Below are 25359 nucleotides of genomic sequence, written 5' to 3' on the forward strand. Positions count from 1 at the left end.
CCTTTAGGCCGGGGTGAAGCGGACTCTCCCGCGTAGCGGGGCAGGGAAAAGCCGATCCGCCGTCAAGGCGGATCGGCGTCATCCGGCGGAATTGGGATGGGTTTGCTGACCGGCCCACCACTGGTAGGGGACCAGGACCGCGTACGGCGTGCCGTTTCGTTCGACGATGGTGACCTCGCCGAGGTAGTGGGCGGCATTGACCCGATCACCGAGTCGTTCCCTGGTTTCTCGAATACCCATGCGAATATCCATAGATCGAATGGTACACTTGTTACCGTGCAGCATCCGGCAGGACGCTCGGGAACGGGGCTTGCCGTACATCTCGGACGCCGAGCTGTCCAAGCGGGTCATCACCGAGGCGAAGCAGACACCGCAGCGGGCCTGGCTGGGCGAGGTGTCCTCCGTGGTGCTCCAGCAGGCGCTGGCAGACCTGAATGCCGCCTACCGGAACTTCTTCGCCTCGATCACCGGCAAGCGCAAGGGGGCGAAGGTCGCCCCGCCGAAGTTCCGGTCCCGCAAGGACAGGCGGCAGGCCATCCGCTTCATCCACAACGCCCGGTTCCAGATCACGGTAGGCGGGAAGCTGCGCCTGCCGAAGATCGGCGACGTGAAGGTGCGCTGGTCCCGGCGACCGCCGTCGGAGCCGTCCAGCGTGACGGTCGTCAAGGACGCATCCGGCCGGCACTTCGCGTCGTTCGTGGTCGAGGTCGGCGAGCAGTCGCTGCCGGAGACGACCGCCGAGGTCGGCATCGACCTGGGCTTGACCCACTTCGCGGTGCTGTCGGACGGCCGGAAGATCGACAACCCTCGGTTCCTGCGCCGCGCCGAACGCCGGTTGAAGAAAGCCCAGCAGGCGCTGTCCCGCAAGGAGAAGGGGTCGAACAACCGGGCCAAGGCGCGAGCCAAGGTCGCCAAGGCACACGCCCGGATGGCCGATGCGCGCCGGGACTTCACGCACAAGCTCTCCACCCGCATCATCCGCGAGAGCATCCAAGCGGTGATAGTGGAGGACCTGTCCGTGAAGGGCCTGGCCCGCACGAAGTTCGCCAAGTCCGTCCACGACGCCGGGTGGGGCCAGTTCACGGCGATGCTCGCCTACAAGGCCGCCCGGCACGGCCGGACCTTCACCAAGATCGACCGCTGGTTCCCCAGCTCGAAGCTGTGCTCGGCGTGCGGTGCCGTTGCCGAGTCGATGCCGCTGAACGTCCGGACGTGGGCCTGCTCATGCGGGGCGGGCCACGACCGGGACGTCAACGCCGCGATCAACATCCTCGCCGCCGGGCAGGCGGAGAGGCTAAACGCCTGCAGAGGGACCGTAAGACCCTCCGCCTGACGGAGGGCAGAACCCGATGAAACAGGAAGCCGCAGAAGCGCCGCACACGCGGCGCAGGCTGAATCCCCGGCCTTCAGACCGGGGAGCGCGTCAAGAGTAGAGGGGACGCCACTCCCTGAGCTGGACGATCTCGTAGGCGCCCACGGCCGTGTAGGGGTCGCGCGCCAGGATGCCGTGGACCTCCGCCTCGTCGGCGACGTCGTAGACGTGCAGGGCGCCGCCGTCGTCGGCCCACGGCCCGGCGGTCACCAGCTTGCCCTGGGCCTTCAGCCTGCCCAGGTGCTCGCGGTGGGCCGGGCGGGCCGCCAGCCGCCGCGGGTCGTCGGTGAAGGCGATCTGCAGGACGAACATGGTCATGCCCGGCACGCTAGGCACCTGCCGCGGATCATGCTGTATCACCGGATACATGACGCACGCGCTGGCCGGTCTGCCGATGTTCCGCGGGGTGCGGCTGGACGACGTCCCGGCGAGCCGGCGACGCCATCCGGCCGGCCGGGTGCTGTGCACGCAGGGCGATCCGGCCGACCAGCTCATCGTCCTGCTCGAAGGGCGGGTCAAGGCCGCGAGGCTCACCGCCGAGGGCCGCGAGCTGGTGCTCGGGATCTACGATCCGCCGGTCGCCTTCGACAAGACGGCGCTGCTGACCGGCGACCGCCATCGCGCCACGCTCACCGCGGTGACACCGGTGGAGGTGGCGTCGGTGCCGCGCGAGGCGGTGCTGCGGCTGATCGCCACCGAGCCCGCCGTGTCGGCCAGGCTCCTGGTGACCCTCGCCCGCGCCGTGCGCGACCTCGACGAGCGGCTGGCCGACGTCGCCCTGTCGGACGTCCCGACCCGCGTGGCCCGTTGGCTGGTACGGCATGCCGTACCCTCCGGCCGGATCCCGCTGCCCGGCGGCCAGGCCGGGCTGGGGGCGCAGATCGGCGCGACGCGGGTGAGCGTGAACCGGGCCCTGCGCGGTCTGGAGCGGCGCGGCCTGATCGCCATCGGCGACCGGGAGGTGACGGTCAGGGACCTGGCGGCGCTGTCCGGCCTGGCCGGGGTCTAGCCTGGTCGGGTGGAGACGCTCGTCCTCGACGGTGGCCTGGCCACCCACCTGGAGACGCTCGGCGCCGACCTCGGCGACGAGCTGTGGTCGGCGCGGCTGCTGCTGGAGGACCCGGCGCTGATCCGCCGCGTCCACGCCGACTACTTCGCCGCCGGGGCCGAGGTGGCCACGACCGCGAGCTACCAGGCGTCGCTGCCCGGGTTCATGCGGCGCGGGCTGAGCGTGGCCGAGGCCGAGCGGCTGATCCGGCTGTCGGTGGAGCTGGCGCGGCAGGCGCGGGACGAGCACGGGTCAGGACTGGTGGCGGCCTCGGTCGGCCCCTACGGGGCGTACCTGGCCGACGGGTCGGAGTACACCGGCGCCTACGACCTGGACGAGGACGGCCTGCTGGCCTGGCACCGGCCCCGCTGGGAGATCCTCGCCGGCGCCGGGGCCGACCTGCTGGCCGTCGAGACCATCCCCTCCTACCCCGAGGCGCGGGCGCTGGCCAGGCTGCTGGCCGACTCGCCCGGCGTGCGGGCCTGGGTGAGCTTCTCCTGCCGCGACGACGAGCACATCAACGACGGGACGCCGCTGGCGGAGGCGGCCAAGCTGTTCGACGGCCTGCCGCAGGTCGTGGCCGTGGGAGTCAACTGCACCGCGCCGCGGTTCGTCCCGGGCCTGGTCGCCCGGCTCCACGCCAAGCCGGCCGTCGCCTACCCCAACTCCGGGGAGACCTGGAACGCCACGCTGCGACGCTGGGTGGGGCTGGCCGACCCGGTGGAGTACGGCCAGGCCGCCGCCACGTGGGGGGCCGAGCTGGTGGGCGGCTGCTGCCGCACGACGCCGGAGCACATCAGGCAGATCCGGCTGCACCTGACCTGACGCCCGCCGCCGTCACTCCTTGACGGCGCTCTCCTTGGCGTCCTTGGCGTCCTTGGCGGCGCGCCTGGCGCGCTCCATCTCCACCTTCGCGCTGGTCGCGTACTTGTCCACGTACTCCTGCCCCGACAGCTCCATCAGCGCGTACATGATCTCGTCGGTCACCGCGCGCAGGACGAGCCGGTCGTCCTCCATCCCGTAGTAGCGCGAGAAGTCCAGCGGCTTGCCGAACCGCACGCCCGGCCGGATGCCCAGCTTCGGCAGCGGGCGCCCCGGCGGCATCATCTCGAAGGTGTTGACCATCGCCCACGGGATGACGGGCGCACGGGACATCAGCGCGAGCCGCGCGACGCCGGTCTTGCCCTTGTACAGCCGCCCGTCGGGCGAGCGGGTCCCCTCCGGGTAGATGCCCAGGATCTGCCCCTCCTTGAGGATGCGCAGGCCCGTGCGGAGCGCCGCCTCGCTGGCCTTGCCGCCGGAGCGGTCGATGGGGACGGTGCCGACGCCGCTGAAGAACATGCGGGTGAGGAAGCCCTTGATCCCGCGGCCGGTGAAGTAGTCGGACTTGCCCAGCGAGATGACCTTGCGCTTGAGGTGCAGGGGGCCGAAGAAGTGGTCGGCGAAGGACAGGTGGTTGCCCGCGAGGATGCAGGGGCCCTCCCGCGGCACGTTCTCGACGCCCTCGGCCCAGGGGCGGAACACCAGATGGAGGATGGGGCCCAAGATCGCCTTGACCACCCAGTAGAACACCCGGACACCTCCCCATGTCGTTGTGCAGGGTCATCTTCCCATCAGATCGGGCACGCACCTACACCTTGCTCTCGCCCTACCGTGCCGGATCGTGTAACTATCGGGAAATTCGGGATGATTTCGTGGGAGCGAGGGTGTTATGCCGGTCATGCCAGGCGCGGAGCCGTACGCCCACGAGGGCGGCGAGATCGGGGTGCTGCTGTGCCACGGGTTCACCGGAACCCCGCAGTCGCTGCGGCCCTGGGCGCGGTACCTCGCCGGGCACGGGCTGAGCGTGTCGCTGCCGCGGCTGCCCGGGCACGGGACCACCTGGCAGGAGATGAACCGCACCCGCTGGGAGGACTGGTACGCCGAGCTGGAGAACGCCTACCAGGACTTACGCGGGCGCTGCGCCGAGGTGTTCGTGGCCGGGCTGTCGCTGGGCGGCTGCCTGGCGCTGCGGCTGGCCGAGGTGCACGGCGCGGCGGTCGCAGGGGTGATCGTGGTCAACCCGTCGATCGCCAACGACGTGCCGCTGCTCAGGCTGGCCCCGGTGCTGAAGTGGTTCGTCAGGTCGGTGCCCGGCGTGGCGGGCGACGTGAAGAAGCCGGGCGTGGCAGAGCTCGCCTACCCGCGCACCCCCGTGAGCGCGGCGGCGTCGCTGCCGCGCCTGTGGTCGCTGGTGCAGGCGGACCTGGACAGGGTCACCCAGCCGGTCCTCGTCTACCACAGCGCCGACGACCACGTGGTCAAGCCGACGAGCGTGGCCATGATCCGACAGGTCCTGTCCCATGCGGTGATCGAGGAGCTGACCGATAGCTACCATGTTGCGACCCTGGACAACGATGCGGACAGGATCTTTGCCGGGAGCCTCGACTTCATCCGGACACATGCATCGGTACCCTTGCAGAGGGACTGAACGCACCCAGGGGAAGGCGCGTAGTGACGCCCCAGAGTGACGAGGACGAGGTCTGGCGTCAGATCGTCGCCTCCTTCAACGAGACAGCCGAGCGCGACTCGGCCGACCAGCCGTGGCCGGACAGCGAGAACCTCCCGCCCGAGCCCGCCCGCCGCGTGGTCAAGCCCTCACAGCCCGAGCTCGGCGAGGCCGCCGACCACGCCGACCACGCCGACCACGCCGATCACGCCGATCACGCCGGGGAGCCCGCGGGCGAGCCGGCGGCGGCCGAGGACGAGGACCACTACACGCCGCCGCCCCCGCCGCCCCTGCCCAAGATCGACCTGGCCACCAAGGTCGCCTGGGTCGCGCTGTTCGGCGGCCCGGCGTACCTGCTGATCGCCGCGATGGCCAACTGGGAGATGGAGGGCTGGGCGCTGTTCACCGCGGTCGCGGCGTTCATCGGCGGCTTCGTGGCGCTCGTGCTGCGCATGGGCGACGGCCCGCCCAACGACTCCGGCTGGGACGACGGCGCGGTCGTGTGAGACCGGCCGGCGGTCGCGCGAGGCCGCTCAGGAGACCTGGGGCCGCGGCCCGAAGGCCTCCACGATGCCGGTGTAGCGGTCGGCCGTGTCGACCGCGTGCCCGACCGCCCAGACCTGGCCCTTGCCCGGCAGGTACGTCACCGCCTGCAGCCGCACGGTCTCCCGCCCGCCGGACGGCGCGCCCCTGATGATCGTGCCCACGCCCTTCTCCAGCCGCAGCAGGAACGGCTCGCCGGGACGGGCGGGATCGAAGCCGGAGATCCAGTACCTGCCGTGCCCGTCGCCCGCCACGCCGTACAGCCGGGCCTCGGTCCGCGGCAGCGCCTGGCGGCTCCAGCGCTTGCCGTCCCAGGTGAGCACCAGCGGCTCGACCTTCCCGGCCGGGGTGTAGACGCCGCCGACGGCCACCGCGTGACGCGAGCCGTCGGCGCGCACGTCGCGCAGGTACCCGCCCGGGATGTCCGGCAGCCGCATCGGTTTCCACGTGCCGCCCGAGTGCCGCACCACAAGGGGCCGGGTGCCCGTGTCGCCCACGGCGAAGGCGCCCGAGACGGCGTAGAGCGCGCCGGGCGTGGAGGAGACCTGCGTGGTCCAGGACGAGCCGTCCTTGATCAGGACCATCCACATGTCGCGGCGGCTGCCCACGACCACCACGCGGCCCCCCTTGGCGTAGACGCCGCCGAGCCGGTCTCTGGCCGCCAGTTCCCTCACCGTCACCCGGTCCAGGCCGCTCGCGTCGCCCCTGGCGAGGTACGGCAGGCCGTCCAGCCCGTCGCCGATCGCCCAGACCTCGCGCGGTCCCGCCACGGCCACGCCGCGCAGCACGCTGGCCCCGGTGGTGTCGCGCAACGGCACCTCGGCCCATGTCGTGCCGTTCCAGTGGCGGATGGCCGCCCGGTTGCGCCAGACGTCCCAGATCTGCTGGTGGCCGACCGCCCACACCTCTCCGGTGGGCAGCGCCTGCACGTCGGACAGCGCGCCGTCGGCCTCCAGGCTCACGCTGGTGGACCGTTGCCAGGCCTCGATCGTGCCGGGCCGGGGATCGGCGTGCGCGGCAGGGCCCGCAGCCATCGACGCAGCCATCGACAGGGAGAGCGCGCACGCCGCCACCACACGCCGCCATGAGCGACGGGTCATGTGCAAATCGTACGGGGTGCCGGACCGCGACTCGCCGGGAGGTGCAATCCGTTATGCGGCTGTTTGCTGCCGTCACGGCTCCGGCGCGACCGCCGCCCGGCGGAGCCGGGCCACGACGGGAAGGTGGTCGCTCGCGGCGGCCAGGTCCGCGCGCGGGGCGGGGACGACGCCGCACGAGTCCACCTCCAGCCCGGCGCCCGCGAAGACCGCGTCGATGCGCGCCGTCGGGTTGCGCGCCGGGAAGGTGGGCGCGTCGCCGAGAGGGGCCCGCGCGTAGCAGTCGGCCAGCCTGGCGGCCAGGTAGCGCCACGTCGGCTCGTGGTCGCGCTCGTTGAGGTCGCCGGCGAGCACCGGGATCGCCGCGAAGCGCGCCGCCACCCGCTCCAGTAACGCCACGATCTCGGTCGCGTGGTAGAGCCGGTGGGCGGGGACGAGATCCAGGTGGATGGAGCCGGCCGCCAGCCGCAGGCCCTCCAGCTCCACCACGGCCGTCGCGAGCCCGCGGACCTCGCGCGGGAAGAAGACCCGCAGCAGGTGGGCCTCCGCGTGCACGACCTTCACCGTGGGCTTGACGTAGACGGCCAGACCGGCCAGCCCGCATCCGGCGGCCACGCGCGTGCCGGTCAGCTCGGCCAGCTCCCGGCGCCTGCGCCCGCACCAGAGGGCGCGCGGCGCCTCCTGGACGCACAGGACGTCGGCGTCCATCGCCGCGATGACCCGGACAAGAGCCGGCACGTCATCGCGCATCCCTCGGATGTTGTACGTCCCTACCCTCACAGTGTCGATTGTGCGGCGACATGGACGTTTCGCCCACAGTGCGGGCAGGGGACGCTAGCGCTGGCGGGCGAGGTCGGCGGCGCCCACCAGGCCCGCGGAGGCGCCCAGCCGGGCCAGGCGGATCTCCGCGACCGGGCGGTGGCCCCGGCCGGTGAGGCGCTGCGCGAAGGCCGCGCGGGTCCGGTCCAGGAACAGGTCGGCCGCTCGCGAGACGCCGCCGCCGACGATGAAGCAGCCCGGGTCGAGGACCGCGGCCAGGTCGGCCATGCCCTGGCCGAGCCAGTCGGCGATGTGCTCGAAGGCCTCGGCGCAGGCCGGGTCGCCGCGGCGGGCCGCCTCGGTGACCTCCTCGCCCTCGATGGTGCCCCCGGCCAGGCCCAGCAGGATCGCGGCCCGCTCCGGCTCCTCGGCGGCGATCTCCCGTGCCCGGGTGACCAGGGCATTGCCGCTGGCGTACTGCTCCCAGCAGCCGAGGTTGCCGCAGCCGCAGCGCCTGCCGCCGGGGACGACCTGCATGTGGCCCAGCTCGGCGCCCATGCCCCACCGCCCGCGGTACAGCTGCCCGTCGAAGACCAGGCCGCCGCCGATCCCCGTGCCGACCGTGATGCACACGACGTGGGTCTGGTCGCGTCCCGCGCCGAACCGGGTCTCCGCCCAGGCCATGGCGTTGGCGTCGTTCTCCACGACCACGGGCAGCCCGACCAGCTCGGTGATCTTCTTCTGCAGCGGCTCCTCGCGCCAGGCGAGGTTCGGCGCGAAGCGCACGATCGACCGTGTCTCGTCGACGAAGCCCGCCGCGCCGACCCCGACCGCCTCGACGTCGCGCCCGTCGGCCAGCTCCCGCACGACGTCGGCCACGGTCTCGGCGACCAGGTCGGGCCGGTCGGCGGGCGTGGGGCGCAGCGCCTGCGCGAGGATGCGGCCCTCCTCGTCCACCACGCCCGCGGCGACCTTCGTGCCGCCGATGTCCACGCCGATCGTGAGCATGCTCGAAACCCTTTCAGCCCAGGTCGATGTGCTCGACATTCTGCCCGGCCGGCTCGGGCTCCCGCCGCCGGGGGGCGGGACGGCTCAGCGCCTCCAGCGCCTGGCGGAAGGCGGCGAACAGCTCGCCTCCCGCGGCCATGAGGTGGCCGGCCACGTCGCCGCCGGCCTCCCGCTGGGCGGCCAGGGCCCGGCAGAAGGGGCAGGCCCGGCAGATGTACTCGTCCTGCTCGGAGACCGCCTCGCTCCACACGTCACGCTCCCGGCGGCCGCCGCCGCCGATGGAGTTGAGCATGCTCCTGCCCATCTGGCGGGTGGCCCGCCCCTGGATCGCCTCGAACAGCTTGCGGGCCTCCTCGGCCACGGTCCCGATCGGATCGCTCCCGCTGGTCTCACTCATGCTCGAACCGTACCTCCAGCACGCCGTCGCGGAGCGTCGCGGCCGAGATCTTCCTGCGGGCGAGCCCGGCGGGCAGGGCCAGGATCCTGCGGTACGGCCCGGCCGTCACGATCAGCTCCTCGCCTTTGCGCGCCAGGTCGACCTGCTCCTTGCTGGCCCCGGGCAGGGACAGGCGCAGGAGCGGGCCCTCGATCGTGAGCGGCGGGTCGACCCCGGGCGGCGCGAAGGGGTCGGCCTCGCCGTACAGGGCGGCTCCGACCTCGGCGAGCGCGTCGAGGCCGACCGGCTCGGCGGGCAGGTAGGGCACGATGTGGACGGGCAGCGGGGCGAAGGACTGCTCGGCCTCGGCCAGCAGCCTGGACTGCGCCGCCACCCATTGGGCGCGCCAGGCGTCGGCGCCGTCGGCCGGGAAGACGCGGTTGGCGATGACCGCGTCGACGCGGTAGCCGTACAGGTTGAGCGAGGTCAGGGTGCGGCGCGCCTCGGCCAGCACGACGGCCTCGGGGGTCAGGACCAGGCGGACGGAGGCGCCGGGGCCGGTGAGCAGCTCGCGGAGTTCGAGCAGGCCGCGGTGGAAGCGCTCGCCGGCGTTCATGACCTCCTCGCCGGGCGCGCTGACGCGGGCGACGCGCTGCACGAACGGCGCGGCCACCTTCATGAGGCGGCGGCCCACCGGCATGAGCTTGGTGACGTGCCAGTCCAGCGCCTCGGGCAGGGCCAGCAGGCGCAGCGTCTCGGCGGTGGGCGCGCAGTCGACGACGATGACGTCCCAGCTGTCGGATCGGGCGTGCTCGCGCAGCTCCAGCAGGGCGATGACCTCCTCGGCGCCGGGCAGGACGGTGATCTCCTCGGAGGTGATCTCGTCCAGGCCGAGCTCGCCGAGCACGTCCTTGGCGTAGCGCTGCAGCTCGCCCCAGTGGCGCTCCAGCGACCGCTGCGTGTCGACCTGGTGCAGGCGCAGGCCGGGGGCGATCTCGCCGGGCTCGGCCGCCAGGGCGTCGGCCAGCGAGTGCGCGGTGTCGGTGGAGACCACCAGGGTCTTCAGTCCGCGCCGGGCGGCCAGCGTGGCCGTCGCCGCGGCGGCGGTGGTCTTGCCGACCCCGCCCTTGCCGGTGAACAGCAGGAGCCTCATCGGCCTTCCACGCGCTTCTTCAGGCCCTTCAAGGCGGTGTCGACGATGACCTTCTCCGCCTTGCGCCTGATCATGCCGATCATGGGGACCTTGAGGTCGACGGCCAGCTCGTAGGTCACGTGGGTGGCGCCGTCCTGCGGCACGAGCCGGTAGCTCCCGGTCAGCCCGGAGACCATCGTGCCGGGCTCGTGCATCCGCCAGCTGACGAGCTCCTCGCCGCTCCAGTCGTAGGCGAGGGTGTAGGAGTCGCTGATGACCCCCGCGTCCAGGACGAACCGGACGGTGGCCGGCCTGCCGTCCTCGCGCGTGGACAGGATCTCCGCGCTCTTCACCTGGCCGGCCCACTGGGGGTAGGAGGGGAAGTCGGCGATGACCGCCATCACGCTCGCCGGGTCGGCGTCGACGGTGATGCTCGAGGAAGTGCGATCAGCCATGCGACAACCGTACCGGTCCGCTCACCACTCCAGGATGTACGGAACTCCCTTGCCGCGGAAGTGTCCGACGTTGACGCACTCGGTGCGGCCGATGCGCATGCGTGGATAGAGCGGCTGGTGGACGTGCCCGAACAGGGCGTAGCGGGGCTGGGTCCGCCTGATCAGCTCCAGCGTGGCCTCGCTGCCGCGCTCCAGGCGCCGGGCGACGGTGTCGTACAGCAGCTCGGGCACGGCGGGCGGGATGTGCGTGCACAGCACGTCCACCTCGCCCAGGGCCGCCACCTTGGCGTTGAAGTCGGCCTCGTCCAGCTCGTGCGGCGTGCGGTACTCGGTGCGCAGCCCGCCGCCGACGAAGCCGAACCGCCAGCCGCCCAGCTCGACCGTCTGGCCGTCGAGCACGTGGTGTCCCGGTTTGAGGTGCTCGGCCCACAGCCGCGGCACGTCCACGTTGCCGTAGGTGAGGTAGGCCGGGGTGGGCATGGCCTCGAAGAGGGTCCGGTACTGCTCGCGCACGTTGCGCTCGATGTGCTCGCGCGGGTCGCCGCCCAGGCTCGCCCACAGCCGCGCCGAGAAGGCCCTGGCCTCCTCGAACCGCCGGGCGGTGCGCAGCGCGATGAACTCGGCGGCCCGCTCGGCGCCGAACAAGTCGGCGAAGATGCCCTGCGCGTGGTCGTCGTAGTCGATGAACAGGATCAGGTCGCCCAGGCAGATGAGCGCGTCGGCGCCGTCGCCCGCCCGGGCCAGCGCGTCGGCCCTGCCGTGGACGTCGCTGACCACGTGAACCCGCATGGCCGTCATCCTACGAAGGGGCTGCTAGCGTGTGGACCGCGTTTCATCGAGGAGTGTTTCCGTGCGTGAGTACAGCGTCCCGGTCCTGGTGGATGTGCCCCCTTCGGCGACCCTGGCCGACACCGTGGTCCGGCGTGCCGAGCAGACCCCCGACGCCGTGGTGATGCGGCGCAAAGACGGCGAGCGGTGGCTGCCGGTGACCGCGCGGGAGTTCCGCGACCAGGTGGCGGCCCTGGCCAGGGGGCTGGTGGCGGCGGGCGTCGAGCCGGGCGACCGGGTGGCGCTGATGTCCCGCACCCGCTACGAGTGGACCCTGGTCGACTACGCGATCTGGCTGGCGGGCGCGGTGACCGTGCCCGTCTACGAGACCTCCTCGGTCGAGCAGGTCCGCTGGATCCTGTCCGACAGCGGGGCCAAGGCGGCCTTCGTCGAGCTCGACGCCCACGAGGCGACGGTGCGCGAGGCCGCGCCCGGCCTGAAGCTGGTGTGGCGGGTCGACCAGGACCTCGACCCCGGCGAGGTCGGCGAGGCGGCGCTGGAGGGACTGCGCCGCCCCGGCCTGGCGACCATCGTCTACACCTCCGGGACCACCGGCCGGCCCAAAGGCTGCCGCATCACCCACGACAACCTGCTGTTCACCGCGCGCAACGTGGCCCAGGGCCCGCTGGAACCGCTGCTGAGCCGCAGCGACGCCTCGGCGCTGCTGTTCCTGCCGCTGGCGCACATCTTCGCCCGGCTGATCCAGGTCGTGTTCGTGGAGACGGGCGCGGTGCTGGGCCACACGCCGAACATGAAGAACGTCGCGCCCGACCTGGCCTCCTTCCAGCCGACGTTCCTGCTGGGCGTGCCGCGCGTGTTCGAGAAGGTCTACAACGGCGCCGAGCAGAAGGCGATCGCCTCCGGCAAGGGCAAGATCTTCGCCATGGCCGCCGACGCCGCCGTGGCCTGGAGCCGCGACCCCTCCCGCGCCCGGCTGCGGCACTGGCTGTTCGACAGGCTCGTGTACGGCAGGCTGCGCGAGGCCACCGGCGGGCGGCTGACCGCGGCCGTCAGCGGCGGCTCGGCGCTGGGCGAGCGGCTGGGCCACTTCTTCCGCGGCGCGGGCATCGAGGTGTTCGAGGGCTACGGCCTGACCGAGACCACCGCCCCCACGTCCGTGAACCCGCCCGGCGCCAACAAGGTCGGCACGGTCGGCAAGCCGCTGCCCGGCGTCACCGTGCGGATCGCCGACGACGGGGAGGTCCTCGTCAAGGGCCGTCACGTGTTCGACGGCTACTGGAACAACCCGGAGGCCACCGCCGAGGCGATCGACGCGGACGGCTGGTACCACACCGGCGACGTCGGCGAGCTGGACGAGGAGGGCTACCTGCGCATCACCGGGCGCAAGAAGGAGATCCTGGTGACCGCGGCGGGCAAGAACGTCGCCCCCGGGCCGCTGGAGGACGCCATCCGCGCCCACCCGCTGGTCTCCCAGGCGATGGTCGTGGGCGAGAACCGCCCGTTCGTGGCCGCGCTCGTCACCCTCGACCAGGAGGCGCTGGAGGGGACGCGGCTGAGCGAGGAGCAGATCCGGGCGGAGGTCCAGGCCGCCGTCGACGCGGCGAACCGGTCGGTGTCGCGCGCGGAGCAGATCCGCAAGTTCGCCATCCTCGACCGCGACCTGACCGAGGAGTCAGGACATCTCACGCCGACGCTGAAGATCAAGCGAAATGTCGTCATGCGTGACTTCGCCGACGAGATCGAGGCGCTTTACTCCTGAGATTTTTGTGATTAATGCCATAAAAGTGACTTGACGGCTGCTGTGAGGCCGCGAATGTGAGCAAGGCCACATTCGCGGCTTCTTGTTTGCCTATGAGCAGGTAGATTCTTTTTTGACAAACCGCCCGGAGAATCCTGACTCTTGACCGTGGCGTTGCCGTTTCGAGATCCCCGGGCTAGCTTCGGGCCTCGCGGCGTTCAAGCCATGGCGCCGCCGTTCGAGGCATCGGCCCCCATGACGGCCGATCTGGACAGATAGCCATCCGCTTGCCGAATCCGTGCAGACAGGAGGCACGGAGCCGGGGACCCACCTTTCTCGGGGTGAATCGGCGCGGCCCGCTGAACAGCGGGGCGCCGAAGGGCGACTTCCACGCCCTAACCCGTCAGCTAACCCGGTAGGCGTTCGTGGAAGTCCCAAGGAGACACACTGTCTACCCGCCGTATCCCCCTTTTGTCGTGCCTTGCCCTGGGTGGCGTCGCCGTGAGCACCGGCCTGGTGCTCCCCGCCTCCCACGCCGCCCCGGCTCAGGCCGCGACGGTCACCGTCAAGAGCACCGTCACCAGCACGAGCACCGTCAAGACCGCCCCCGCCGCCCGCACGGCCAGGCTGAGCAAGGCCGCGTTGCAGCAGCTCAGGGCGAGCAAGGCGGTCGCCGTCGCCAAGGCGCAGGTCGGTGACCCCTACCGCTACGGCGGCACGGGTCCCGGCTCCTTCGACTGCTCGGGCCTGGTGCAGTACGCCTGGCGTAAGGCCGGCGTGAGGATCCCCCGCGTGACGCACAGCCAGTACGCGCGCATCAGGAAGAAGGTGTCCTTCAGCCAGCTCAAGCCGGGCGACCTGGTGTTCTTCAGCGGTCGCGGCCATGTGGGCATGTACGTCGGCAAGGGCCGCTTCGTGCACTCGCCCCGCACCGGCAAGACCGTGCGGATCGAGCCGCTGAGCGGCTGGCGCAAGCGCGCCTTCGCCGGCGCGGTCCGGCCCGGCGCGTGACCGTGCGGTCGCGCTCGTCCACAAGCGGCAGAAGGCCCCGCCCCATCCCGGGCGGGGCCTTCGCGTGCCGTCAGACCTGCACGCTCTCCAGGACGCCCAGCGCGTCGGGCACCAGCACGGCCGCCGAGAAGTAGGTGGTCACCAGGTAGGAGACGACCGCCTTGTCGTCGATCCCGGCGAACCGCACCGACACGCCGGGCTCGTACTCGTCCACCAGGCCGGTACGGCGCAGCCCGACCACGCCCTGCCTGTCCGCCCCGGTCCGCATCACGAGGATCGAGGTGAGCCCCCGGCGGCTGACGGGGATCTTGTCGCACGGCAGGATCGGGACGCCGCGCCAGGCCATGATCCCCCGCTCCGCGACGCCGGGGCTCACGCCGCGCCGGTTGCACTCGCGGCCGAACGCGGCGATCGCCCGGGGGTGGGCCAGGAAGAAGTGAGAGCTGCGGCGGCGGCTGAGCAGCTCGTCCAGGTCGTCGGGGGTGGGCGGCCCGGCGCGGGTGTGGACGCGCTGCTTGAAGTCGGCGTTGTGGAGCAGGCCGAAGTCGCGGTTGTTGACCAGCTCGTGTTCCTGCCGCTCGCGCAGCGCGTGGGTGGTCAGCCGCAGCTGCTGCTCGGTCTGGTTCATCGGCTCGTTGTACAGATCGGCAACGCGGGTGTGCACCTGCAGGATGGTCTGGGCGACGCTCAGCTCGTACTCCCGCGGCGCGGCGTCGTAGTCGACGAACGTGCCCGGCAGCGTCGGCTCGCCGCTGTGCCCGGCCGCCAGCTCGATCGCCGCCTCGCCGTACCTGTTGACCGCCCTGCCGTCCGCGCGCCCGTCGGTGCGCCGGTCCAGGTGGGCCCGCAGCGCCGGGGAGCGGGACACGACGTCCTCCAGGTCGGCGCGCGAGAGGGTCAGCACCGTGCAGGAGGTGACGGCCCGGGCGTAGACGTCCGGCTCCCCGTCGAGACGGTCTGTGGCGAGGTGGTCGCCGTCGGCCAGCACGCCGAGCGAGCGGGGCCTGCCGTACTCGCCGGGGCGCAGCTTGTCGAGCTTGCCGTGGGCCACCAGCAGGACGGCGGCCTCGGGGGCCCGCTCCCCCGGTTCGAGCTCGTGCTGGACGAACCGGTCGGCGAGCGCCTGGAGCGTGCCGGGGTCGTCGAAGCCGCGCAGCCAGGCCAGCTCGCCCAGCTCGGCCGGGATGACGCGGACGTCGGCGCCGGTGGCGACGAAGGTCACCCGGCCGTCGCCGACCGCGTAGGTCAGGCGCCGGTTCACCCGGTAGGCGCCGCCGGACACCTCCACCCAGGGCAGGACGCGAAGCAGGTGCCGGGGGGTGATCTCCCGCATCTGCGGCGGTGTCTTGGTGGTGGTCGCCAGTTGCCGCGCCGCCGCGGTCGACAGGCTCAGCCGATCGGCCATCGGGCGCCTCCCACCAGGCTCACGATCTTGGTGGTGGCCGTGCCGAGGCCGCGCGGCAGCGGGTCCCACTCGGCGTACTGCCGGTAGCGGCCGGTGCGCAGGTGCCAGTTCATCACCCCGGCCATCCAGTCCTTCATCTCCTGGACGTGGTCGGCGACCGCGCGGCGGACTTCGTCGTCCGCCCCGGCGTCGTCCAGCAGCGCGGGCAGGTCGGCGGCCTCGACGTGCAGGAACTGCTTCATCCGCGAGTTCATCAGGGCGGCCACGACCTCGACGGCCCGCGGCAGGTCACAGCCGAGGAAGGTCTCCATGACCAGCACGCCGTTGGCGGTCTCGCCGTGGACCTGGATCTCCTTCTGGTAGGAGACGATGTCGTTGAGCAGGCAGAGGTAGTCCTGCGCGGCGTGGGTCATGCTCCACAGCGGCCGGGCCCGGTAGAGCTCGTCCGGGATGTGCCTGCCGGGCCTCAGCCGCGCCAGCGACATCGTCATGTCCGACCCGAAGGTCAGGCGGCGCATCTCGATGTAGTCCACCGGGTCGGCCACGCGGCGCTGCGCCTGGTTGGCCAGCTCCCACTCCCAGCTGACGACCATGCGCTCCACGGCGGCGCGGAAGGCCGCGCGTGAGGCCGGGGGCATCGGCTCGGCCGTACGGGACCACAGGTCGGCCAGGCCGAGCTCCAGCGGGTTGGCCGGGGTGGCCGCCGGCGCCAGGTCCAGCGGCATGAACAGCGACAGCCGCCGGTTCTGCGCCTTGGCCGCCGCGAGGTCGGGCCCGAAGGCCAGTGGATAGTAGTCGTCGCCGTAGGTGCCCCAGGTGAGCCAGTTCGCCGACAGGATCAGCTCCTCCGGCGAGGCGTCCGGGTCGATGCCGGCCGAGCAGAGCGCGAAGTCGTGGAGGCGGATCTGCCGGTCGGTCCAGACGCTCGTGAAGCCCATCCTGTGGGCCCACTCGATCTCCGCCGCCCTGGCCTGCTCCAGGTGGGGGTTCTGCCCGACCTGGAACGGCATGTGCAGCTCGGGCAGCCGCACCGGGCCCACGGTCCGGTACGGCACCGCCGTGTGGTTGCGCAGTCCGCCGGGACCGGTCAGGTGCCAGGCCGAGACGGCCGGCCAGCTGCCCGTGCCGGGCTTGACGTACCGGTTGGAGCGCATGTGCCACTCGTGGCCGCCGGCCTGCCAGTCCTGCAGGCCCTTGGCGTACCGCAGGACGCGCTCCTGCTCGGCCGGGTCCACGGCGTGGTCGGCGAACAGCTGGGGCAGCTCGGTGAGCACGGTGTGCTCGAACTGGTGCAGCCGCGAGGTGAGCAGGTCGTTGGTGAGCTCGGCGGCCCGCTGGGTGTCGCAGCCGAAGAAGCGCTCGCACACCAGGACGCAGTTGGACAGCTCGCCCTCCTCGGCCACCTCGCGGTGGTAGGAGAACAGGTCGTTGCGCAGGTGGACCGCGTCGGCGAAGCTCTCGGTGAGCACCCGCAGCGGCCGGGTGCCGGCCAGCCTCGGCGGGACCTCCGCGCCCGTGGCGTGCTCCACCAGGCAGGCCGACCAGGGCGCGCCGCCCACCTTGCGGCGCTCCTCGATGTACTCCAGCGGGTTGGACACCAGGCCCGCGTCGATGTGGAACAGCTCCCACATCGACTCCTGCAGCAGGTCCCGCGTCACCTCCGCGAACCGCTCGCGCCACCCGGCCGACCGGGCGGGCACGGTGCGGGCCCACAGGTCGGCCAGGCCCCGCTCGACCGGGTTGGCCGGCTCGGGCGGGTCGCCGGCCATGAAGGCGTCGAGCCGGTCGAGGTAGACCTGCGCGCCGGCCAGGTCGCGGGTGCGTTTGAAGGTCTCCAGGAAGTGGTCGTCGAAGTAGAACACCCACACGTACCAGTCGGTGATCAGGTTGAGCGCCTCCGCGTCGCAGTCGGGGTGGGTGTAGGCGCACATGAGGCCGTAGTCCATGCCCTCGAAGGGCTCCTCGGTCCAGACCGTGCCGTCGATCATGCCCATGTCGCGGGCCCACTGCCGGGTGTGGGCGCGCGCGGTCTCGACGTTGGGGTTCAGCCTGGCCGGATACGGCAGGTAGAAGTCGACGGTGAACACTCAGCCGACCTCGACGCTCTCCAGCAGGGCCAGGGCGTCGGGGACCAGGACGGCCGCCGAGAAGTAGGTGGTCACCAGGTAGGAGATGACCGCCTTGTCGTTGATGCCCATGAAGCGGACCGACAGGCCGGGCTCGTACTCGTCGGCCAGGCCGGTGCGGAACAGCCCGATGACGCCCTGGCTCTGCTCGCCGACGCGCATGGCCATGAAGGTGCTGATGCCGCGGTCGGTGACGGGGATCTTGTTGCAGGGCAGGATCGGCACGCCGCGCCAGGCGGGCGCCTTCTGGCCGTTGACCTCCACGCTCTGCGGGTACAGGCCGCGGCTGTTGCACTGGCGGCCGAAGGCGGCGATGGCGCGCGGGTGGCCGAGGATGACCGCGGGCTCCTTCCACACCAGGGCGAGCAGGTCGTCCATGTCGTCGGGGGTCGGCGGGCCGCTGCGGGTGTGGACGCGCTGCTTGAAGTCGGCGTTGTGGAGCAGGCCGAAGACGCGGTTGTTGACCAGCTCGTGTTCCTGCCGCTCTCGCAGCGCGTGGATGGTCAGGCGCAGCTGCTGCTCGGTCTGGTTCATCGGCTCGTTGTACAGGTCGGCAACGCGGGTGTGGACCCGCAGGATGGTCTGGGCGACGCTCAGCTCGTACTCCCGCGGCGCGGCGTCGTAGTCGACGAACGTGCCCGGCAGCGTCGGCTCGCCGCTGTGGCCGGAGGCCAGGTCGATCGCCGCCTCGCCGAAGTCGTTGGTGGGCCTGGGCGGATCCGTGCGGTGCCGCTCCAGCCGTTCCCGCAGGCTCCGCTCGCGGCCGGCCAGCTCGCGCAGCGCCTCGCGGGGCAGGGCGAGCAGGGTCGTGGCGGTCAGCGCCTTGACCGTGTAGTCCCACACGAGGCCGTCCTCGGTCATGGCCCGGTCGCCGAAGTACTCGCCGTCGGCCAGGACGCCCAGCTCGATGTGGTTGCCGTAGGCGCCCTCGCCCAGCTTGACGACCTTGCCGTGGGCCACGAGGAACAGGTCGGTGACGGGCGAGCCCGCCTCGACGACGACCTCGTCCGGCCCGACCTCGCGCTGGACGAACCGCCCGGCCAGCTCGTCCAGGACGCCGGAGTCGTCGTAGCCGCGCAGCGCGGGCAGCTCGCACAGCTCGGCCGGGATGACGCGGACGTCGGCGCCGGTGTTGACGAAGGTCAGCCGCCCGTCGCCGATCGCGTAGCTGAGCCGCCGGTTCACCCGGTAGGTCCCGCCGACCACCTGCACCCAGGGCAGGACCTTGAGCAGGTGGCGGGAGGTGATCTCCTGCATCTGCGGCGGCGTCTTGGTGGTGGTCGCGAGGTTGCGCGCCGCCGCGGTGGACAGGCTGAGCCGGCCGTTGGCGGTGTTGTCGGCGGTGTCGCCGGCGGCGTTGGTCACGGTCGTCTCGGTCATGGCAGAGCACACCCACCTAACTGGGATCGGGAAGGGATACCGCGGGGAGTCAGCGCGTGCGGTTGGCGATGCCGTCGGCGAGCCGGGTCAGCGCCTGCCGCGCCTCGGGCGTGATGGGGGCGGTCCGCAGCACCTCGAGCGCCTGGCGGACCCGGTCGGCGATCATCGTCTCGACGTGGGCGACCGCGCCGGTGTCCAGGAGGATCTGCCGGATCGTCTCGGCGGCCCGTTCGGTCAGCCCGGCGCTGCCGTACCACAGCCGCAGGTGGCGGGCGGCGGCCGGGGAGGCGTGCTGCCAGGCGTGCGCGATCAGCAGGGTGTGCCTGCCCTCGCGCAGGTCGTCCAGCGCGGACTTGCCGGTCTCGGCGGGGTCGCCGAAGACGCCCAGCAGGTCGTCGCGCAGCTGGAACGCCTCGCCCAGGGGCAGGCCGAGCCGGGAGTAGGCGGCCAGCAGCTCGGGGCCGGCCCCCGCCAGCTCGCCGCCGATCTGCAGCGGGCGCTCGACGGTGTACTTGGCGGTCTTGTACCGGATGGCCGTCAGCGCGCGCTCGGGCGCGTCGCCGGCCCTGGCCAGCACGTCGAGGAACTGGCCGGCGATGACCTCGGTGCGCATCCGGTCGAAGCGGCGGCGGGCGGCGCGCAGCCGCACCGGGTCGGCCCCGCACCCGGCGAACACCTCGTCGGACCAGGCCAGCGCCAGCACGCCGAGCAGGATCGCCGCCGACTGGCCCAGCGCGCGGTGCACGGTCGGCCGGCCGCGCCGCAGGTCGCTGCCGTCCATGATGTCGTCGTGGATCAGCAGCCCGGCGTGGCACAGCTCCAGCGCGGCGGCCACCGAGACGATGGGACGGTCCCGGCAGGAAGCGCCTTCGCGCCCGCCCAAGCTGTGCCCGCCCGCGCCGCGCCAGCCCCAGAAGCACAGGACCGGCCGGAGCCGCTTGCCGCCGTCGAGGACGAAGTCGCGCAGCACCGTGAAGGCGGCGGTCACCTCCGGGTCGCCCACGGGCGCCGAGTGCTCGGCGAAGAAGGCGGTCAGGGCGTCGTGCACCTGGCTGCGCAGCCAGTCCGTCTGGTTCTGGTACGGCATCGTCTCTGTGGCCACCCGAAGACCTTCCCTCGTCGCCCGGCCCGCTTGCCACGCTAAGTAATGACCAGATAACACCGAGTCAAACATCACATCAAGAGGAAGCGGTCCGTACCCTGGAGGACATGTCCGCCCGGGTGACCCGCCGAGCCGCGCTGTGCGCGCTGCTGGCCGCGGCCACGTGCGCGGGCGGGGCTCCGGCCGGGCTGGCGCGGGTGACCGGCTCGGCCGTGCCGGGGCTGCCGAGGGCGGATCTGGTACGGCACGCGCGCACGGCCGCCGCGCGCGTGGAGGCGGTGCTGGGGCGGGCGGTCGAGCCCGTCGTGGTGGTGCCGGGCTCGGCGGCTGAGGCGGCGCGGCTGGCCGGGGCCGGCTCGGTCGACGGGATGGCCGCGCTGGCCCACGCCGGGCGCGTGATCGTCGTGCCGGAGGCGTTCTCGCTCCTCACGGCGGTCGGGCGGGACGTCGTGCTGACCCACGAGCTGACGCACGTCGTCGCCGGGACCGCGGGGGTGCCGGTGTGGCTGCGTGAGGGGTTCGCGGACTACGTGGCCTACCGGGACGCGGGTCTGCCGGTCGCGACGGCCGCCGCCGAGCTGGCCGGCGAGGTGCGGGCCGGCCGCCTGCCCGCGGCGCTGCCCGGCCCCGAGGCGTTCGCGCCGGGGTCGCGGCGGCTGGCGCAGGCCTACCAGGAGGCCTGGCTGGCCTGCCGCCTCATCGCGGCCCGGTTCGGCGAGGACCGGCTGGTGAGGCTCTACCGTGATGCCGTGGAGGGCGCCGCCGCCCCGGCGTTGCCCGCCGCCTTCACGGCGTGGTGGCGCCGGTACGTCCTGCAGGAGCTGGAGGGGGAGACGGATGAGTGACCGGCCGGAGGACCAGGAGGCCACCGCGATGCCGTACGCCGGCTCGCCCGCCGGTCCCCCTCCGGGCGGCCCGCCCGCCCCCTCTTCCCCCCTCATGCCTGCACCGCGGCGGGACGGGAGGGCGCCGGCGGCGAGGACGTCCAACGGCGAGCATGCGCACCCCCGAATCCGGCGCGAAGCGGGCGTCGCCATGGCCGTCCTGGGCGCCGCCGTCCTGGCCGTCGTCGCCCTCACCACGCCGTGGTCCCTCCAGCCCGAGCTCGTCCGCCCCGATCCCGCCCGCGACTTCTCCCCCGCCCAGATCGCCCGCTCGCAGGCCTTCGACGCCGCCGTCAGCACGCCCGGCTACCTCTCCCTGGGCCTGACGATCCTGTTCGCCGGCCTCCTCGTCGCCACCCCCTTCGGCGCCCGCGTCGCCGATCGCCTGCGCGGCCCCTGGTGGCTGCGCATCCCCCTGACGGTCCTCGCGCTCACCGCGATCGTCGAGCTGATCAGGTGGCCTCTCGGCATGTGGTACGAGACCCGGCTGCGCGAGTATGGCCTGTCCACCCAGGACTGGGCGAGCTGGACCGCCGACCGCCTGAAGTCCATCGGCGTGAGCGCGTTCGTCACCGCGCTGCTGATCCTCGCCCTGGTCGCCCTGGCCCGCCGCCTGGCCCGCTGGTGGATTCCCGCCGCGGCGGGCGCGTTCGCGTTCACGGTGGCCGCGTCCTTCGTCTACCCGCTGGTCTTCGAGCCGCTGTTCAACGACTTCCAGCCCATGCCGTCCAGCCAGCTGCGCACCAACCTGATGGCCCTGGCGCACCGCGACGGCGTGCCCGTGGACGACGTGCTCATCGCCGACGCCTCGCGCCGCACGACCGCCCTGAACGCCTACGTCTCCGGCTTCGGCGCCACCCGCAGGATCGTCGTCTACGACACGCTGCTCAAGGCCCCGCTGAAGGAGGTCGAGCTGGTCGTGGCGCACGAGCTCGGCCACGCCAAGGCCGGCGACGTGCTGCACGGCACGCTGGTCGGCGGGCTGGGCGCCGCCTTCGGGGCGACGGCGCTGTTCGTGGTCTTCGGGCCGGTACGGCGGCGCGCCGGGGTGGCCTCGATCGCCGATCCGCGTGCCGTGGGCGCCGTCATGGGCCTGATGACGCTCGCCACCGTGCTGTCCGGGCCCGCGCAGAACCTGGTGAGCCGCCACATCGAGGCACGGGCCGACCTGAGCGCGCTGAACCTGACGCGAGATCCGGGCACGTTCGTGGCCATGCAGAAACGCCTGGCAGTCACTAATATTTCCGATTTGTCGCCAGATGTCGTGGAGTATGCCCTCTACGCCTCCCATCCCACGGCGCCCGAGCGCATCGCGATGGCGCGCACGTGGGCCCGGCTGAACCACGTCCCGGAGCCATGACCGTCCCGCCATGACAGTCCTGATCGTCACCAACGACTTCCCGCCGCGCCCCGGCGGCATCCAGTCGTTCGTGCATGGCCTGGCGCTGCGCACCCCGGGCGTGGTCGTCTACGCCTCCTCCTGGCGCGGCTGCCGGGAGTTCGACCGGCGCCAGCCGTACCCGGTGATCCGCCACCCGGGCTCGATCATGCTGCCCACGCGCGCGGTCGCGCGGCGGGCCGCCGCCCTGGTGGCCGAGCACGGCGCGCGCACCGTCGTGTTCGGCGCCGCCGCCCCCCTCGGGCTGCTGGCGCCCGGCCTGCGGGCGGCCGGCGCCGAGCGTGTGGTCATGCTGACGCACGGGCACGAGGCCTCCTGGGCGGCCTGGCCCGGGTCGCGCGCGCTCCTGCGCCGGATCGGCGCGCACGCCGATGTCGTGACCTACCTGGGGGACTACACGCATGCCCGGCTGCGCGCCGCCGTCGCCGAGGACAAGCTGGTACGGCTCGCGCCGGGCGTGGACCCCGAGACGTTCCGGCCCGGCCTGGACGGCTCGCCGGTGCGCCGGGCGCTGGGCCTGGGCGACCGGCCGGTGGTGCTGTGCGTGTCCAGGCTGGTGCCGCGCAAGGGGCAGGACCAGCTCATCCGGGCCTGGCCCCGCGTGCTGCGGGCCGTGCCCGGCGCCGTGCTCGTGCTGGTGGGCGGCGGGCCGTACCGCAGGCGGCTGGAACGGCTGGCCGCCGGGCTGGGCGACTCGGTGCGCTTCGCGGGGACCGTGGCGGCCGAGGAGCTGCCCGGCTACTACGCGGCGGCCGACGTCTTCGCGATGCCGTGCCGTACCAGGCTGGGCGGCGTCGACGTGGAAGGGCTCGGGATCGTGTTCCTGGAGGCCTCGGCCTGCGGGCTGCCGGTGGTGGCCGGGGCGTCCGGCGGGGCCCCGGACGCGGTGCGGCACGGCGAGACGGGGCTCGTGGTGGACGGCCGGTCCGTCGCGGAGGTGGCCGGGGCGGTGATCGACCTGCTCACCGACCGGGCGCGGGCCGCGAAGCTGGGCACGCTCGGCCGCGAGTGGATCGTCCGGGAGTGGGCGTGGGACTCGGTCGCCGCACGGTTCCACGACCTGGTGACGTCATGAAGGCTTGATTTGACGTCATTGTGATGCCATGATGGCGTCATGGAGTTGACGACGTACATCGACGGCCTCCGGCGGGAGCTCAGCGCCGCCGCCGAGATCGCCGGCCCGGAGGCGGGCGCCGCGGCGGACCGGCTGACGTCCGCGCTCGAGGCGGCGGTCCGGCTGACCCTGCTCGAGGTGCTCTCCGACGCGGCCGACGAGGTGACCAGGCAGATCGAGCCGGGCGTCGTCGAGGTCCGCATCAGGGGCAGGGAGCCGCAGCTCGTGGTCACCGCGCCCCCGGCCGGTCACAGCGGCTTCCCGTCCGGCTTCCCGCCTGGCGTGCCGCTGCCCCCCGAGCCGCCAGCGCCGCCTTCGCCTCCCGGCGAGGGCGAGCCCGGCACGGCCAGGATGACGCTGCGCCTGCCCGAGTCGCTCAAGGCCCGCATCGAGCAGGCCGCGAGCAACGCGGGCATGTCGGTCAACGCCTGGCTCGTGCGCGCCCTCACCTTCGCCGTCTCCGAGCAGCCGCCGCCCGGCATGCCGCCGGGCAAGCGCCTGACCGGCTGGGCCCGCTGACCATTCGCACAAAGGAGCCAGACATCATGCCGACCTTCCCCACCCCCGGACCGATCACCCTGCAGGTCTCCTTCGCCGCGGGCGACCTCGAGGTCGTCGCGGGCGACCGCGCCGACACCGACGTCCAGGTACGGCCCAGCCGCGGCGCCGACGAGGACTACGCCCGGTCGGTCCAGGTCGAGCACGCCGGCGACACCGTCGTGATCAAAGCCCCCGAGCCGGCGGCCTTCCGCCTGCGCAGCCCGTCCCTGCGCATCGTCGTCGGCCTGCCCTCGGGCTCGGCCGTCCACGCCACCACGGCCTCGGCGGACGTCTCCCTGCGCGGGCCGCTGGGCGGCGTGCAGGTGCAGACCGCCTCCGGCGACGTGTCGGTGGAGCAGGCCGGGGAGACGGCCGTCAAGACGGCCTCCGGCGACATCTCGATCGCACGTGTGGCATCACTTCGCATCAAGACGGCGTCAGGTGACGTCAAGTGCGGCACCGTCGAGGGCGATGCCGCCGTCACGTCCAGCTCGGGATCCGTGCGGATCGGCGCCGTCCACGGCACCACGGAGATCGAGACCACCAGCGGCGACGCCGAGCTGGAGCAACCCGGGGCCGAGGTGAGCGCGCGGTCCGCCTCGGGCGACCTCACCCTGCGCGGCGTGCGTCAGGGCCGCGTGGTCGCGCGCAGCGCGTCCGGCGACGTCACCATCGCCGTCGCCCATGGCACCGCCGCCTGGCTCGACGTGTCGTCCCTGTCCGGGCGGGTGAACTCCCAGCTGGACCGGACCGAGGCGCCGTCCGGCGGCGAGCCCACCGCCGAGGTCAGCGCTCGCACCACGAGCGGCGACATCTCCATCGTCCGGGCGGGAGCCGCGCGATGACAGACGAGCCCCTCTTCCGGCACGCCGTCCTCATTCACGTCGAGCACATGCGGCAGGCGGCCGAATCGCGTCTCGCGGCTCAGGCCCGGCGCTCTTCCAGGCGTTCCTCCCCGCCGCTCGTCACGCGCCGCCCCGGCTTCCGCCGCCGCCTGGCCACCGCCCTCCACCACCTCGCCGACACCATCGACACCCCGCCCTCCCGCCCGCTGGCGACCTGAGCCACGGCTTCGCGGGCCGGCGCCGAGCCCGTCCACGACCGCGTCCGGGGTAGGTGCTCTCTCGATCCACCCGGCAGGACAACGCCATCCCGGCCATCTCGCATCGGCGCAGTGGTGGCAGATGCCGACCCGCCCAGGCCGGGCGACCAGGCCGACCCCGTTGCTTCCCGACTCAGGCGGGACACCCGTCGTTTCGAGCCCCAAGCAGGACACTCCGCCGCTTCGGACCGCAGGCGGGACAGGCGCCCGCCCGTCCCAGGCGGATGAGCGGCCTGGCCAACCCGTAGGGCGGCGTAGCCGCACGCGCCCATCGTCCCGCAGCCAGCGCGAGAGGGCAGCGAGGAGGCGCTGCGAGACGCCGCCAAGGACATGGGGGACGCATCCGATCCGGGGCCCTGCGGGAAACACGGCCTCCTTCCATCGCGCCCCTCGAAGCCCTACGAGCCGCCTGGGGTTCTGCCGGAAGCACCTGGGGGTCCTATGGAAGCACCCGGAGACTGCCTGGAGCCTGCGGGAAGCACCCGGGGATC

General features: G+C 72.8%; 26 protein-coding genes, 1 pseudogene and 1 riboswitch. Of the genes and pseudogenes, 13 read left to right on the forward strand and 14 right to left on the reverse strand.

Annotation, left to right across the window (positions count from 1 at the left end; translation table 11 throughout):
• Positions 1 to 78: 78 nt before the first annotated feature.
• The gene (locus tag BSB02_RS39320) at positions 79 to 252 is read right to left on the reverse strand and encodes a type II toxin-antitoxin system Phd/YefM family antitoxin (RefSeq protein ID WP_143590205.1); all 174 of its coding nucleotides are present in this window, start codon (positions 250 to 252) and stop codon (positions 79 to 81) included.
• Positions 253 to 286: 34 nt separating this feature from the next.
• Between BSB02_RS39320 and BSB02_RS04060 the strand changes: the two are divergent.
• Positions 287 to 1333: pseudogene (locus tag BSB02_RS04060) on the forward strand (RNA-guided endonuclease InsQ/TnpB family protein); the annotation flags it as partial.
• A gap of 90 nt (positions 1334 to 1423) precedes the next feature.
• Here BSB02_RS04060 and BSB02_RS04065 read toward each other — a convergent pair.
• On the reverse strand, positions 1424 to 1690 hold the full coding sequence (locus tag BSB02_RS04065; protein ID WP_084956855.1) for a YciI family protein: 267 nt from the start codon (positions 1688 to 1690) through the stop codon (positions 1424 to 1426).
• A gap of 49 nt (positions 1691 to 1739) precedes the next feature.
• Between BSB02_RS04065 and BSB02_RS04070 the strand changes: the two genes are divergently transcribed.
• Both BSB02_RS04070 and mmuM read left to right on the forward strand, forming a co-directional pair.
• The gene (locus BSB02_RS04070) at positions 1740 to 2381 is read left to right on the forward strand and encodes a Crp/Fnr family transcriptional regulator (RefSeq protein WP_158088549.1); all 642 of its coding nucleotides are present in this window, start codon (positions 1740 to 1742) and stop codon (positions 2379 to 2381) included.
• A gap of 9 nt (positions 2382 to 2390) precedes the next feature.
• Positions 2391 to 3245: a homocysteine S-methyltransferase gene (mmuM, locus tag BSB02_RS04075; RefSeq protein WP_084956859.1), complete on the forward strand. Its 855-nt coding sequence runs from the start codon at positions 2391 to 2393 to the stop codon at positions 3243 to 3245.
• A 12-nt stretch (positions 3246 to 3257) separates the two neighbouring features.
• On the opposite strand, the gene BSB02_RS04080 is transcribed toward mmuM, so the two are convergent.
• Complete coding sequence (locus BSB02_RS04080; RefSeq protein WP_084956861.1) at positions 3258 to 3992, reverse strand: lysophospholipid acyltransferase family protein; 735 nt, start codon at positions 3990 to 3992, stop codon at positions 3258 to 3260.
• A gap of 139 nt (positions 3993 to 4131) precedes the next feature.
• Here BSB02_RS04080 and BSB02_RS04085 point away from each other — a divergent pair, with 139 nt between their 5' ends.
• Together BSB02_RS04085 and BSB02_RS04090 are read left to right on the forward strand one after the other, a co-directional pair.
• Positions 4132 to 4890: an alpha/beta hydrolase gene (locus BSB02_RS04085; RefSeq protein ID WP_084956863.1), complete on the forward strand. Its 759-nt coding sequence runs from the start codon at positions 4132 to 4134 to the stop codon at positions 4888 to 4890.
• 23 nt (positions 4891 to 4913) lie between these two features.
• A complete protein-coding gene (locus tag BSB02_RS04090; RefSeq protein ID WP_084956865.1) occupies positions 4914 to 5414 on the forward strand; it encodes a hypothetical protein in 501 nt (166 codons plus the stop codon).
• Between the two features lie 27 nt (positions 5415 to 5441).
• Here BSB02_RS04090 and BSB02_RS04095 read toward each other — a convergent pair whose 3' ends face one another.
• The 7 genes from BSB02_RS04095 to BSB02_RS04125 all read right to left on the reverse strand — a co-directional run bounded on the left by BSB02_RS04095 (position 5442) and on the right by BSB02_RS04125 (position 11067).
• Positions 5442 to 6551, reverse strand: coding sequence for a beta propeller repeat protein (locus BSB02_RS04095; RefSeq protein ID WP_240506159.1), 1110 nt, complete (start codon positions 6549 to 6551; stop codon positions 5442 to 5444).
• A gap of 72 nt (positions 6552 to 6623) precedes the next feature.
• Positions 6624 to 7298 carry an endonuclease/exonuclease/phosphatase family protein gene (locus tag BSB02_RS04100; RefSeq protein WP_084956869.1) on the reverse strand — a complete coding sequence of 225 codons (675 nt, stop codon included), beginning with the start codon at positions 7296 to 7298 and terminating at the stop codon, positions 6624 to 6626.
• A gap of 84 nt (positions 7299 to 7382) precedes the next feature.
• On the reverse strand, positions 7383 to 8315 hold the full coding sequence (locus BSB02_RS04105; protein ID WP_084956871.1) for an ROK family glucokinase: 933 nt from the start codon (positions 8313 to 8315) through the stop codon (positions 7383 to 7385).
• A 13-nt stretch (positions 8316 to 8328) separates the two neighbouring features.
• Positions 8329 to 8712, reverse strand: a complete 384-nt coding sequence (locus tag BSB02_RS04110) for a DUF5304 family protein (RefSeq protein WP_084956873.1) — start codon at positions 8710 to 8712, stop codon at positions 8329 to 8331.
• Complete coding sequence (locus tag BSB02_RS04115) at positions 8705 to 9844, reverse strand: ArsA family ATPase (protein ID WP_084956875.1); 1140 nt, start codon at positions 9842 to 9844, stop codon at positions 8705 to 8707. The genes BSB02_RS04110 and BSB02_RS04115 overlap by 8 nt, the downstream gene beginning before the upstream one ends.
• Entirely contained in the window at positions 9841 to 10278 is a 438-nt protein-coding gene (locus BSB02_RS04120; RefSeq protein ID WP_084956877.1) for an SRPBCC family protein, read from the reverse strand. Before BSB02_RS04120 ends, BSB02_RS04115 begins: the two co-directional genes overlap by 4 nt.
• 21 nt (positions 10279 to 10299) lie before the next feature.
• Positions 10300 to 11067 (reverse strand): metallophosphoesterase family protein, encoded by a 768-nt coding sequence (locus BSB02_RS04125; protein ID WP_143590207.1) that lies wholly within the window; start codon positions 11065 to 11067, stop codon positions 10300 to 10302.
• 61 nt (positions 11068 to 11128) lie between these two features.
• On the opposite strand from BSB02_RS04125, the gene BSB02_RS04130 reads away from it, so the two are divergent.
• Together BSB02_RS04130 and BSB02_RS04135 are read left to right on the forward strand one after the other, a co-directional pair.
• On the forward strand, positions 11129 to 12826 hold the full coding sequence (locus BSB02_RS04130) for an AMP-dependent synthetase/ligase (protein WP_084956881.1): 1698 nt from the start codon (positions 11129 to 11131) through the stop codon (positions 12824 to 12826).
• A gap of 257 nt (positions 12827 to 13083) precedes the next feature.
• Positions 13084 to 13242: riboswitch (cyclic di-AMP (ydaO/yuaA leader) on the forward strand.
• A gap of 64 nt (positions 13243 to 13306) precedes the next feature.
• Positions 13307 to 13816 carry a C40 family peptidase gene (locus tag BSB02_RS04135; protein ID WP_240506160.1) on the forward strand — a complete coding sequence of 170 codons (510 nt, stop codon included), beginning with the start codon at positions 13307 to 13309 and terminating at the stop codon, positions 13814 to 13816.
• A gap of 70 nt (positions 13817 to 13886) precedes the next feature.
• On the opposite strand, the gene BSB02_RS04140 is transcribed toward BSB02_RS04135, so the two are convergent.
• Genes BSB02_RS04140 through BSB02_RS04155 form a run of 4 tightly spaced genes read right to left on the reverse strand, consistent with a single transcriptional unit; the run spans position 13887 to position 19829 of the window.
• Positions 13887 to 15221, reverse strand: a complete 1335-nt coding sequence (locus BSB02_RS04140; protein WP_084956883.1) for a family 2B encapsulin nanocompartment shell protein — start codon at positions 15219 to 15221, stop codon at positions 13887 to 13889.
• Positions 15206 to 17308, reverse strand: a complete 2103-nt coding sequence (locus tag BSB02_RS04145) for a terpene synthase family protein (RefSeq protein WP_084956885.1) — start codon at positions 17306 to 17308, stop codon at positions 15206 to 15208. Before BSB02_RS04145 ends, BSB02_RS04140 begins: the two co-directional genes overlap by 16 nt.
• Entirely contained in the window at positions 17309 to 18727 is a 1419-nt protein-coding gene (locus BSB02_RS04150) for a family 2B encapsulin nanocompartment shell protein (protein WP_084956887.1), read from the reverse strand.
• A gap of 49 nt (positions 18728 to 18776) precedes the next feature.
• Positions 18777 to 19829, reverse strand: a complete 1053-nt coding sequence (locus BSB02_RS04155) for a polyprenyl synthetase family protein (protein WP_240506161.1) — start codon at positions 19827 to 19829, stop codon at positions 18777 to 18779.
• A 107-nt stretch (positions 19830 to 19936) separates the two neighbouring features.
• On the opposite strand from BSB02_RS04155, the gene BSB02_RS04160 reads away from it, so the two are divergent.
• Genes BSB02_RS04160 through BSB02_RS04185 form a run of 6 tightly spaced genes read left to right on the forward strand, consistent with a single transcriptional unit; the run spans position 19937 to position 24829 of the window.
• Positions 19937 to 20674 (forward strand): hypothetical protein, encoded by a 738-nt coding sequence (locus BSB02_RS04160; protein WP_084956891.1) that lies wholly within the window; start codon positions 19937 to 19939, stop codon positions 20672 to 20674.
• On the forward strand, positions 20667 to 22073 hold the full coding sequence (locus BSB02_RS04165) for a M48 family metallopeptidase (RefSeq protein ID WP_240506162.1): 1407 nt from the start codon (positions 20667 to 20669) through the stop codon (positions 22071 to 22073). Before BSB02_RS04160 ends, BSB02_RS04165 begins: the two co-directional genes overlap by 8 nt.
• A 10-nt stretch (positions 22074 to 22083) precedes the next feature.
• The gene (locus BSB02_RS04170; protein ID WP_084956893.1) at positions 22084 to 23187 is read left to right on the forward strand and encodes a glycosyltransferase family 4 protein; all 1104 of its coding nucleotides are present in this window, start codon (positions 22084 to 22086) and stop codon (positions 23185 to 23187) included.
• 39 nt (positions 23188 to 23226) lie between these two features.
• Entirely contained in the window at positions 23227 to 23745 is a 519-nt protein-coding gene (locus tag BSB02_RS04175; RefSeq protein WP_084956895.1) for a toxin-antitoxin system HicB family antitoxin, read from the forward strand.
• A gap of 26 nt (positions 23746 to 23771) precedes the next feature.
• On the forward strand, positions 23772 to 24611 hold the full coding sequence (locus BSB02_RS04180; protein WP_084956897.1) for a DUF4097 family beta strand repeat-containing protein: 840 nt from the start codon (positions 23772 to 23774) through the stop codon (positions 24609 to 24611).
• Entirely contained in the window at positions 24608 to 24829 is a 222-nt protein-coding gene (locus BSB02_RS04185; protein ID WP_084956899.1) for a hypothetical protein, read from the forward strand. Before BSB02_RS04180 ends, BSB02_RS04185 begins: the two co-directional genes overlap by 4 nt.
• The last annotated feature ends 530 nt before the right edge of the window (positions 24830 to 25359 follow it).

This window comes from Thermoactinospora rubra (genome assembly GCF_002093975.1).
Classification (GTDB): Bacteria; Actinomycetota; Actinomycetes; order Streptosporangiales; family Streptosporangiaceae; genus Nonomuraea; species Nonomuraea rubra_A.